The organism is Nitratireductor luteus (genome assembly GCF_026162365.1).
Classification (GTDB): Bacteria; Pseudomonadota; Alphaproteobacteria; order Rhizobiales; family Rhizobiaceae; genus Chelativorans; species Chelativorans luteus.
Window position 1 is genome coordinate 81064 of sequence record NZ_JAOANW010000003.1, and the last position, 11860, is coordinate 92923.

The 11860-nt window shown below is 63.2% G+C and carries 7 protein-coding genes; 5 read left to right on the top strand and 2 right to left on the bottom strand.

Going from position 1 to position 11860, the window contains the following annotated elements:
• A complete protein-coding gene (locus N1058_RS05180; protein ID WP_265516438.1) occupies window positions 1-3489 on the bottom strand; it encodes a hybrid sensor histidine kinase/response regulator in 3489 nt (1162 codons plus the stop codon).
• Window positions 3490-3768: 279 nt separating this feature from the next.
• Between N1058_RS05180 and mscL the strand changes: the two genes are divergently transcribed.
• Both mscL and N1058_RS05190 read left to right on the top strand, forming a co-directional pair.
• On the top strand, window positions 3769-4188 hold the full coding sequence (mscL, locus tag N1058_RS05185; protein ID WP_265516439.1) for a large conductance mechanosensitive channel protein MscL: 420 nt from the start codon (window positions 3769-3771) through the stop codon (window positions 4186-4188).
• 21 nt (window positions 4189-4209) lie between these two features.
• Entirely contained in the window at window positions 4210-5409 is a 1200-nt protein-coding gene (locus N1058_RS05190; RefSeq protein ID WP_265516440.1) for a pyridoxal phosphate-dependent aminotransferase, read from the top strand.
• Between the two features lie 69 nt (window positions 5410-5478).
• Here the strand turns inward: N1058_RS05190 and hemA are convergent, their stop codons facing one another.
• On the bottom strand, window positions 5479-6756 hold the full coding sequence (gene hemA / locus N1058_RS05195) for a 5-aminolevulinate synthase (protein WP_265516441.1): 1278 nt from the start codon (window positions 6754-6756) through the stop codon (window positions 5479-5481).
• A gap of 254 nt (window positions 6757-7010) precedes the next feature.
• Between hemA and N1058_RS05200 the strand changes: the two genes are divergently transcribed.
• Genes N1058_RS05200 through N1058_RS05210 form a run of 3 tightly spaced genes read left to right on the top strand, consistent with a single transcriptional unit; the run spans window position 7011 to window position 11777 of the window.
• Window positions 7011-8786 (top strand): N-acetylglutaminylglutamine amidotransferase, encoded by a 1776-nt coding sequence (locus N1058_RS05200; protein WP_265516442.1) that lies wholly within the window; start codon window positions 7011-7013, stop codon window positions 8784-8786.
• Window positions 8787-8789: 3 nt separating this feature from the next.
• Window positions 8790-10601: an N-acetylglutaminylglutamine synthetase gene (ngg, locus tag N1058_RS05205; RefSeq protein ID WP_265516443.1), complete on the top strand. Its 1812-nt coding sequence runs from the start codon at window positions 8790-8792 to the stop codon at window positions 10599-10601.
• A 3-nt stretch (window positions 10602-10604) separates the two neighbouring features.
• Window positions 10605-11777 carry an osmoprotectant NAGGN system M42 family peptidase gene (locus N1058_RS05210; protein WP_265516444.1) on the top strand — a complete coding sequence of 391 codons (1173 nt, stop codon included), beginning with the start codon at window positions 10605-10607 and terminating at the stop codon, window positions 11775-11777.
• The last annotated feature ends 83 nt before the right edge of the window (window positions 11778-11860 follow it).

An 11860-nucleotide genomic window follows, 5' to 3' on the forward strand; every position in this document is an offset into this window, starting at 1 on the left:
TCATTCGGCCGCCGTCTGCATCTGGCGATGCCGCATCAGCAGGGCGCGCAGCGCAGCCGGCTTCAACGGTTTGTGCAGTATTGGCACCTCCATGGCCAGCGCCTCTGCCCGCACTTCGCTGGTGCGGTCGGCGGTTATGAGAATGGCGGGTATATCGGCCTGCCAAGCATCACGCAGCCGTCTCACCGCTTCCAGGCCCGTTTCGCGATCGAGATGGTAGTCGGCCAGAATGAGGTCGGGCCTCGCGCCACGCGGCCGCCCCGCCGCCAGCGATGCGGTGCCCGCAAGGGTGCGAACCCGGCACCCCCAGCCCTGCAGCAGCATGCGCATGCCCTCGAGTATCCGCTGATCATTGTCGATGCACAGGACATCGAGTCCGGTCAGGAGGATGTTGGCGCGAGGCTGCATCGCCGGCTGCTCGGCGCCGGCGTCCACTTCCGCCCCCGACACCGGCAGGATGACGGAGAAGCGCGTTCCCTTTGCCCTTTCGGAGTGGATCTGGATTTCCAACCGTAGCACCCGCGCGATGCGGTCGACGATGGAAAGCCCGAGGCCCAGCCCCTGGGCTTCGCGCATGCCTTCGTCGAGCCGGGTGAACTCGCGAAAAACCGTGTTGAGCTCGTCGCCGGCGATGCCGATGCCGGTGTCGAGGACCTGTATCTCCACCAGTTCGCCGCGTCGGCGCACGCCGACGAGAACCTTGCCGCTGCGGGTATATTTCACGGCGTTGGAAACGAGATTCTGGACCAGCCTGCGAAACAGGTTTCGGTCCGTCCTGACCGTAATGGAGGAGGGGACCACCCGCAGCTCCAATCCCTTTTCGGACGCCAGAGGCTGGAAATCCGTCTCGACCTGCCGCAGCAACCCACCCAGCCTGAACACGCTCTCGGCAGGTTTCAAGGCGCCCGTGTCGAGCCGGGAGATATCGAGAACGGCCCCAAGGATTGTTTCCACCGAATCCAATGAGGATTCGATATTGTCGACGAGGTTGCGGAGATCGTCCCGGTCGGCCTTCTCGCGCAGCGGTGCGCAGTAAAGCCGCGCGGCGTTGAGCGGCTGGAGGATGTCGTGGCCGGCCCCGGCAAGGAAGCGCGTCTTGCCGAGATTTGCTTCTTCAGCCAGCATCTGCGCCTGGGCCAGTTCCTCGTTCACGCGGACGAGCTCGGCCGTGCGGCTGGCCACCCGCTGTTCCAGCGTTTCATTGGCGCGTTTCAAGGCCATGTCTGCCTCCACGCGCGCGGTGATGTCGGTGTAGGTGGCCACAATGCCGCCATCGGGCATGGCGTTGGACCGTATCTCCATGATGCGGTCGCTGCGCCGCAGGCGGATTTCCCAGGGCAGTCCATGGGTGGTGAGCTGGTCGAGAAGCATGGTCTCGCCATCGCGGTCGAGCTCTCCCCGCTCGATCAGGAAGCCGACGATCTGCGCCAGCGAGACGCCGACCTGGCCCATCGAATCCGGCAGGCCGAACAGCGTGCGGAATTGCCGGTTCCAGCAGGTCAGCCGGAAATCCATGTCGAAGACGGTGATACCCTCCTCCATCTGGTCAAGCGCGGTCTGCAGCAGGTCGCGATTATGCTGCAGTGCGATGGAGGCGTCGTCGAGTAGCCGCATGGCGTCGCGGGGCGAGCTGTCGTTCCGCTGGAAGAGCAGCGAAAGGATGAGCCGTGCCGACGAAGAGCCGACCGCGCTTGCCAGCAACTGCTCGGAGAAGCGGATGATGGGCATGCTCGCCTGCTCGTTACCCTTGAGCTTGATGCCCTGCTGGTCCTCGAAAGTCAGGAACGAGCGCTCCGTCCGTTCCACGCCCAGATAACGCGAGATCGTGTCCTTGAGGTCGTTGACCGTGACGGCGGTGCGAAAACGCCGGAAACTCGGCATCGGACCGGTATCGCGGGGCACGAAAATCGCTGCCTGAATGCGCTCCAACGGGCTGGCCACCCGCGATAGGGAGCCGAGCACGAAGAAAAGGGAGTTGATCGCCAGGCTCCACAAAACGCCATGGTTCAGCGGTTCCGCGACGGTCCCGAACAGGCTCTGGGGCCTGAGTGCGGCGATACCGAAGGGACCGTTGGTTATGATCTCCGTGCCGGCCGGCGCAAACGACGGGAAAAGCAGCGTATAGCCCCAGACCGCGAAACCGGCGCTCATGCCCAGAAGCGCGCCGCGGCTATTGGCGCCGCGCCAGATCAGCCCGCCGAAGAACGAAGGTGCGAACTGAGCGATGGCCGCGAACGAGATCAGGCCGATAGCGGCAAGCCGCGTGTTGTGGGTGGTCTCCCGGTAATAGAGAAACGCCACGAACAGAATGATGAAAATCGAGGCGCGGCGGATATTGAGGATCAACGACGCCCAGTCCTCGTTCTCGCTGTTGCGTAGCAGCCGGCGCACGAAAAGCGGAATGACGAGGTCGTTGGAGATCATGATCGACAGCGCAACGCTTGCCACGATCACCATCGCCGTTGCCGCCGACAGGCCGCCGATAAAGGCGACGAGCCCCAGCAGATCGTGCCCTGCGAGAAGCGGCAGCGACAGGACGTACAGGTCCGCGTTGGTCTGGTCGCCGACGAGGCTGAGCCCGGCGAAAGCGATAGGAATGACGAACAGGTTGATCAGCACCAGGTAAAGCGGAAACAGCCAGCTCGCCGTGCGCAGTTCGCCCTCGCTCTTGTTCTCGACGATGGTCACGTAAAACTGGCGCGGGAGCATCACGATGGCGCAGGCGCTGAGCGTGGTCATCACCATCCATGTCGCCAATGATGTAGGCGCGGCGAAAGCCTGCGCAACTTGCGGCGAGGCCATGGTTTTCTGCGCGAGATCGACCGGACCGTCGAAGATAATGAACGTCGCCGTCACGCCGATGGCCAGGAACGCGCCCAGCTTCACGACGGATTCGACGGCCACTGCCAGCACGAGCCCATCCTGATGCTCAGTGGCGTCGGCATGCCGGGTGCCGAAGAGGACGGCGAACAGCGCCAGAAGCATCGCTATCAGCAGCGATATGTCGCCGATGAAAAGGTCAACCACCGGCGGCGCGCCGTCATAATGAACCACCATCAGATTGACGGAGTCCGAGATGGCCTTCAGTTGCAGCGCGATATAGGGGATCGTCCCGAAGGTGGCGATCAGCGTGGCGACCGAGGCCACGGCGAAGCTCTTGCCGTAGCGGGCGGCCAGGAAATCGGCGATGGAGGTGATCTTCTCGCTCTTGGCCAGGCGGACGATTCGGACCAGGAGACGGCCGCCGAAGAGGAACACCAGTACCGGCCCGATATAGATGGCCAGGAACTCGAAAGCTCGCTCCGAAGCGAGCCCGACGGAGCCGAAGAAGGTCCAGGACGTGCAGTAGATGGCCAGGCTGAGCGCATAGATGAAAGGCCGCGCAACGGCACCTTCCGACGCGGCCGCGCGCCGGTCTCCGACACTGGCGATCACGAACAGAAGCGTGACGTAGCCAATGGCGATTATCGCAATGACCCACCCCTGCACGGCGGCCCTCCCTTGTCCGAAAAGCCAAGCACAGGGCTTGACGGCGCGCAATGCTTCTTTCGCCCGATGTCAGACCGCGCAACTGTGCATTGCGACAAGGATTTTCTTACCTATTGGCGGGCTTTTGCTATTCTCGTTCCCGCAGATGCGGGCGCCGCGGCGCCCTCGTGGTTAGCGACTAGGGCATGATCCGAAAAGTGGGGTCGTTTTTTCGGGAAAGATCATGTTCCAACGAGGAGATGGATCAAAACCTCTTGATCCATGAAAGCGGAGCGGGAAATGCTGAACGAATTCCGGGAATTCATTGCGCGCGGCAATGTCATGGACCTGGCCGTGGGCGTCATCATTGGCGGTGCTTTCGGGCTGATTGTGAAATCGCTGACCGACGACGTCATCATGCCGATCATCGGTGCGGTTACCGGTGGCGGCTTCGACTTTTCGGACTATTTCATTCCGCTGTCGGCGTCGGTGACGGCGCCCACGCTGGCGGCGGCGCGGGAGCAGGGAGCGGTGCTGGCCTATGGAAACTTCCTCACCGTCGCCGTGAATTTCCTGATCCTGGCATGGATCATTTTCCTGATGATCAAGGGCGTCAACAATCTGCGCCGCAAGGAAGCCGAGACGCCGGCCGCGCCGGAAGCTCCGCCCCAGGACATTCAACTGCTTACAGAAATCCGCGATCTGCTCGCCAAACGATAGATCTCAACGGTAGCCCCTCGTATGAACCTGGTTGAAATGCTGCGCGACGAAGCGCGCGAGGCACCGCGTAGCGGTATCGTATCGGTGGTGGACCACGCGCGCGGCCGGCCCGATCTCATCCCGCTCTGGGTGGGCGAGGGCGACCTGCCGACGCCGGATTTCATACGCGCGGCCGCCGCCGACAGCCTGGCGGCGGGCGACACGTTCTACACATGGCAGGGCGGCATTCCCGATCTGAGGCAGGCGCTGGCCGCCTATCACGCCCGAACTTTCGCCAAGGCCTACGCGGCGGAGGAATTCATCGTAACCGGCGGAGGCATGCAGGCGATCCAGCTTGCGCTCCAGGCGGTGGCGGGCGCCGGCGATGAGGTCGTCTACTTCTCGCCCGCCTGGCCCAATTTCCCGGCCGCGCTCGGGATTGCCGGCGGCAGGCCCGTCCCGGTGCTGTTGGATTTCTCGGAGAACGGCTGGAGCCTCGACATTGCGCGTGTGGAGGCGGCAATCACCGGCAGAAGCCGCGCGCTCTTCGTCAACACGCCCGCCAATCCGACGGGCTGGACCGCCGACAGGCAGACACTTAAGGCGCTGCTCGACCTGGCGCGCAGGCATGGCCTGTGGATCATCGCGGACGAGATCTATACCAAGTTCTTCTATGGCGGCGACCGCGCCCCGTCCTTCCATGACATCGCCGAGGCGGACGACCGCATCCTTTACGTCAACTCCTTCTCCAAGAACTGGGCGATGACCGGGTGGCGCGTGGGGTGGGTGAAGGCCAATCCCGCGCTCAAGCAGGTTTTCGAAAACCTCGTGCAGTATTCGACTTCGGGCGTGGCCGAATTCATGCAGCGTGGGGCGCAGGCCGCGCTGGAAGAGGGCGACGGGTTCATCAGAGAACAGGTCGAGCGCGCTCATATCGCGCGCGGCCGAGTATCCGATATTCTGCAGGCGACCGGCCGTGTAAGGCTCGCGCGGCCGGAAGGCGCGTTCTACCTGTTCTTCGCTATCGACGGCATCGAGGATGCGCGGGCGGCGGCTATCGAGATTGTCGATGCCACCGGCGTGGGCCTTGCGCCCGGCACCGCCTTCGGCGCGGGCGGGGAAGGCTTCTTCCGGCTGTGTTTCAACCGCCGCACGGACCAGTTGGAGGAGGCAGCAACGCGTCTGGCGCGCTGGATCGGGGAACGCCGATCAGGTCATTCTACCATTTCATCGAAACGGTAAATGATATAACTATTTGATTTTACACAATTCCGGACGGAAAAACCGGTTCCTGCCGGTCCTTGAACTGTTTTACCCGCCTGACTTCGAAACCACCAGCGGCACCACGCGCTCGGTCTGCGTGACGCGGCCAGGCTGCGTCTCGGTGAAGGGGATGCCCAATGCCTCCCAGGTCTCCATCAGCGCTTCCTTGAGGGCGTCGATCAGCGCGTCGTCATGATAGGGCGTCGGCGTGATGCGCAGCCGCTCCGTGCCGCGCGGCACGGTCGGATAGTTGATCGGCTGGATGTAGATGCCGTGCTTGTCCAGGAGCCGGTCGCTTGCCTGCTTGCAAAGCTCCGGGTCGCCGACATGCAGCGGTACGATATGGGTCTCCGACGGCATAACCGGCATACCCGCTGCCGCCAGCACCTCTTTCGTGCGTTGTGCCTGCCGCTGGTGCCGTTCGCGCTCTGCGTTCGAGGTTTTCAGATGGCGGATGGATGCCGCCGCGGCGCTGGCGATTGAAGGCGGCAGGGCGGTCGTGAAGATGAAACCCGGCGCATAGGAGCGGACCGCGTCGATTACCGAGGCGGAACCGGCGATATAGCCGCCGATCACGCCGAACGCCTTGGCAAGCGTGCCTTCGATGACATCGATGCGGTGGGCAAGGCCCCGCGCCTCGGTGATGCCGCCGCCGCGCGGGCCGTACATGCCCACGGCGTGCACTTCGTCGATATAGGTCATCGCATTGTATTTGTCGGCGAGGTCGGCAATCTCCTCGATTGGCGCGATATCGCCATCCATGGAGTACACGGATTCGAATACGATAAGCTTAGCCTGCTCGCCCCCGGCCGCCTGAAGCAGGCTTTCCAGATGGGCGAGATCGTTGTGGCGAAAGATCTTCTTCTCCGCGCCAGAGCGGCGCACGCCCTCGATCATCGAGGCATGATTCAACTCATCGGAAAGAACCAGGCAGTTCGGCAGAAGTCGGGCGATGGTCGAGATGGAGGCTTCGTTGGAAACGAAACCGGACGTGAAGACCAGCCCGGCCTCCTTGCCATGGAGGTCGGCAAGCTCGGCTTCGAGCTCCACCAGCGGATGGTTCGTACCGGAAATATTGCGCGTGCCGCCCGCGCCGGAGCCCATCCGCCCGGCCGCGTCGCGCATGGCCGAGATCACGCTCTCGTGCTGGCCCATGCCGAGATAATCGTTCGAGCACCAGACGGTGATTTCGCGTGCCTGCCCGCCTGAACGCCATACGGCACGCGGGAATTGGCCGGCAATACGCTCAAGATCGGCGAAGACACGATAGCGCCGCTCGGCGTGCAACTGTTCGATCGCCTCGGAAAAGAACCGCTGGTAATTCATAATGTCTTTCCTGGGTTTGGCGCCATGATCATAATGCGCGCTCCCAACCGCGTCCATGCTTTAGCACAGGGCAAAATGCCACGGTGAGCGCTTGCGACATTCAAGGCCGTCTGCGCGGAACCGTTCCGCCGCTGGCGCATTCCCTTCTTGGGCGCGGTGGCGTCAATTTGACATGGAATCATTGGAACTATAACCAAACGGGCATTCGATCCTGATCAAGACGACGCGTTCACAGGAGGCACCGGCCGCTTCATATGTGCGGAATTTGCGGAGAATTGAAGTTTGACGGTTCCCAACCGTCACCCATAGCCCTCTCTAAAATGATGGATCGCCTGGCGCCCCGCGGACCTGATGGAGCAGGTATCGTCATTCACGGCGCTGCGGCCTTCGGCCACCGCCGGCTCAAGATCATCGACCTTTCCGAAAAGGCACGTCAGCCGATGGAGGATCCGGATCTCGGCCTGACCATCGCCTTCAATGGCTGCATCTACAACTACCCCGAACTGCGTGCCGAGTTGGAGGACAAGGGCTACGAGTTCTTCTCCACTGGCGACACCGAAGTGATCCTGAAGGCCTGGCACGCCTGGGGCGAGGAATGCGTGGAGCGCTTTCACGGCATGTTCGCCTTTGTCCTGCGAGAACGGGACACGGGGCGCATCGCCATGGCGCGCGACCGTTTCGGCATCAAGCCGCTCTACCTCGCCGAAACGCCCGGCCGCATCGCCTTTGCCTCCAGCCTGCCGGCGCTGGTAGCGCGGGGCGATGTCGACACTTCGATAGACCGCATAGCGCTTCACCATTACATGACATTCCACGCCGTCGTGCCGCCGCCGCACACGATCCTGAACGGCGTGCGCAAGCTGCCGCCGGCCACCATCCGGGTGATCGAGGCCGACGGCCGCAGCCGTCAGCGGGTCTATTGGGACCCGCCCTTTGCACGCGATCCGTCCATGACGTCGCTTTCGGCGGACGAGTGGCGCGACCGTGTTCTGGACGCGCTGCGGCTCGCCGTGAAACGCCGCATGGTGGCGGATGTGCCGGTCGGCGTCCTCCTGTCGGGCGGGGTCGATTCGAGCCTGATCGTCGGGCTGCTGGCCGAGGCGGGGCAGACGGGGCTTATGACCTTCTCGGTCGGCTTCGAGGAAGCCAATGGCGAGAAGGGTGATGAATTTGTCTATTCCGACCTCATTGCCGAACGGTTCGGCACCGACCATCACAAGATTTTCGTGCCTTCCGACGAACTGATGGGCGCGCTGCCGAGTACCTTCGCCGCCATGTCGGAGCCGATGGTCTCCTACGACAATGTCGGTTTCTACCTTTTGTCCAAAGAGGTCTCCAGGCATATAAAGGTCGTGCAGTCGGGGCAGGGAGCCGATGAGATTTTCGGCGGCTATCACTGGTATCCGCCGCTGATGAGTTCCAACGACGTGGTCGACGATTATGCCAAGGTCTTCTTCGACCGGTCGCATGGGAGGCTGGCGGAGCAGCTTGCACCCGAATGGATGGAGGAGGCCGATGTCAGCCGGGCGCTGGTCGCCGGCCATTTGACACGCGCCGGCGCCGACACTCCCGTCGATGCAGCGTTGCGCCTGGATTCGACGGTCATGCTGGTGGACGATCCGGTCAAGCGCGTGGACAACATGACTATGGCCTGGGGGCTGGAGGCGCGCGTGCCTTTCCTCGATCACGAACTGGTCGAACTCGCCGCCCGCATCCCGCCGGAGGAAAAGCTGAAACATGGCGGAAAGGGGATTCTCAAGGATGTTGCGCGGCAGGTCGTGCCGTCCGAGGTGATCGACCGCAAGAAGGGCTACTTCCCCGTTCCGCAGCTCAAATATGTCGACGGACCCTATCTCGATATGGTGCGCGATGCGCTAAGCTCGCAAAGCGCACGGGACCGAGGGCTGTTCAGGCAAGATTATCTGGACCGTCTTTACGCTTCGCCGGCCGATCATATCACGCCGCTGCGCGGGTCCGAACTGTGGCAGGTCGGCCTGTTGGAACTGTGGCTGCAGACCCATGGAATTTGAGCGATGGCCAAGAACGACGAGCATGCCGCGCGCGCGGCAAGAGGCCGTACCGACAAGGCTCTGGGTCACCGGCTGAAGCGGCTGCGCGACGAGTCCATGAAGCCCGCCATCGGCGGCGAAAGCGGAGACGCTGCAGCGGACCGAGATGCGGTGCTTGACCTCGGCTGGGGACGGCTGATCTTTGCACAGACCTTCAAGACTAACGACGGTATCGCCGAGGCCCTGCACGGCGAGGGGCCGGCCCGGCGCGACATTGCCTTCTATATCCGCGATCCGCATGTGCTGCTCGCCATTGCCCCGCAGGAACTGTTTCTCGACCCCTCCCACACCTACCGGCTGGACTTGTCGACATATCGCACCGGCCGCCGGCAAACGCGCGGCTATTTCATCCGGAGGCTGACATCCGAGGCAGATGCCGAGGCGGTCAACGCCATCTATCAGAGCCGCGGCATGGTGACGGTGCGTCCTGATTTCTTCTGGACCAAGCGCGACAGCCGCGCCGTCACCTATTTCGTCGCGGAGGACGAGCAGACCGGCGATATAGTCGGGACAGTGACCGGCATTGATCATCATCGCGTGTTCAACGATCCCCAGCGCGGCGCTTCGCTCTGGTGTCTTGCAGTCGATCCGCAGACCAGACATCCGGGCGTCGGCGAAATGCTGGTGCGCAGGCTGGCCGAGCACTTCGCTGCGCGCGGTGCGAGCTTCCTCGACCTGTCGGTCATGCACGACAACGAGCAGGCCATCGCGCTCTACGAAAAGCTCGGTTTCCACCGCGTGCCGGTGTTCGCGGTGAAGCGCAAGAACCCGATCAACGAGAAGCTGTTCACCCACCCGCCGGCCGAATTCGATCTCCTCAATCCTTATGCCCGCATCATCGTCGACGAAGCGCACAGGCGCGGCGTGGCCGTCGACGTGACGGATGCCGAGGGCGGCTTCTTCCGCCTTTCCTTCGGGGGGCGGTCCATCCATTGCCGGGAGAGCCTGTCGGAACTGACTTCCGCGGTCGCCATGTCGATCTGCGACGATAAGGCCGTCACCCGCCGCATCGTCGAGCGGGCCAATATCAAGGTGCCCGAGCAACTCGACGCCGACAGCCCGCGCAAGGATATTGAAGCGTTCCTCAAGCGTCATGGCCGGTTGGTGGTCAAACCGGCGCGCGGTGAGCAGGGCAAGGGCGTCGCAGTCGGCCTGGAAACGATCGAGGACGTGACCGTGGCCGTCGAAGGCGCCCGCAAGATCTGCGAGCGCGTGCTGCTGGAATCGTGCTTCGACGGCGAGGATTTGCGCCTTGTCGTCATCGACTATCGCTTGGTGGCCGCAGCCGTGAGACGGGCGCCATGCGTGATCGGCGACGGACGAAGGACTATTGAAACCTTGATCCGCCATCAGTCGCGCCGGCGCGAGGCAGCCACCGGTGGCGAGAGCCGCATACCTGTCGACAGCGAGACCGAGCGCTGTCTGGCAGGCGCCGGATACAGTCTGGAATCGGTTCCCGCCGAGGGCGTGGAGGTCGTTGTGCGAAAGACGGCCAACCTGCACACCGGCGGCTCCATCCACGATGTCACCGCGGAGGTCCACTCCACGCTGGTCGACGCGGCCTGCCGTGCGGCGCGCGAAATCGACATTCCCGTCGTGGGGATAGATTTGATGGTGCAGTCGCCAAGCCGTCCCGAATATGTTTTCATCGAAGCGAACGAAAGGCCGGGTCTGGCCAATCATGAACCACAGCCCACCGCCGAACGCTTCGTTGATCTTCTGTTTCCCCGTTCGGGGCCCAAGGCGGCGAAGCAGGCGCTGGCTCCCAAGGAGTAGCACTTGACGCGCCTGAAAATCGACGTTGACTATCTGGTTGGTCAGCTCAAGGCCCTTTTGTCGATAAACAGTCCCACCGGCTATACCGATACCATCGTGCGATATGTCACGGAGGAACTGGAGAAGCTGGGCCTGGAGCCGGAGCTGACGCGCCGCGGCGCGATCCGCACTGTCGTGCGCGGCGGCCGCAGGCTGGGCGCCCGCGCCATCATCACCCATCTCGATACGCTTGGCGCGCAGGTCAAGTTCGTGCAGGAGAACGGCCGCCTGGAACTGGTGCCGATCGGCAATTGGTCGGCGCGGTTTGCCGAGGGCGCCCGCGTCACGCTTTATTCGGAGAAAGGCAGCTATCGCGGCACCATCCTGCCGCTGAAATCGTCCGGCCACACGTTCGACGACGAGGTTGATACCGCCCCGGTCGGCTGGCAGCATGTCGAACTGCGCATCGATGCCATGACATGGAGCCGCGCCGACACGCTTGGCCTCGGCATCGATGTCGGCGATTTCGTCGCCATCGACCCGCAGCCCGAATTCCTGGACAATGGTTTCATCGCCTCGCGCCATCTCGACGACAAGGCCGGTGTTGCCATCGCGCTGGCGGCGCTCGAGGCGCTGATGCGCGGCGATGCGGTTCTGCCGGTCGACACCCATTGGCTGTTCACCATCGCCGAGGAAGTAGGCGTCGGCGCGGCGTCGATTGTCACGCCCGAGATCGCCTCGATGGTCACGATTGACAATGGGACCACGGCGCCGCGGCAGAACTCGTCGGAATTCGGCGTCACCATAGCCATGGCCGACCAGGCGGGTCCCTTCGACTATCATCTGACCAAGAAGCTGGTCGATTTGTGCCGCGAGGAGGATATCCGCTACCAGAAGGATATCTTCCGCTACTACCGCTCGGATTCGGCCTCCGCCATTGAGGCGGGGCACGATGTGCGCACGGCGCTGATCGCCTTCGGCGTCGATTCGTCCCATGGTTACGAGCGCATCCATGTCCACGCGTTGCGCTCGGTGGCAGAACTCACCACCGCCTATGTGGTCAGCCCGGTAGAGATCGAACGCGACGTGGAGGAGGTATCCGATCTGGAGGGCTTCACCGAGCAGCCGACAGAGCCGGCCGATCAGCCCCGCAAGAAGCGCAAGCTGCCTGAACCGCTATCGATTCCGCAGAAATGAAAGAGCGGATGGAGCGGTGGGGGGGGGGGGGGGGGGGGCCCCGCCGCCCCGCCCGCGGGTGGGGGGAGTGGGGGGGGGGCGGG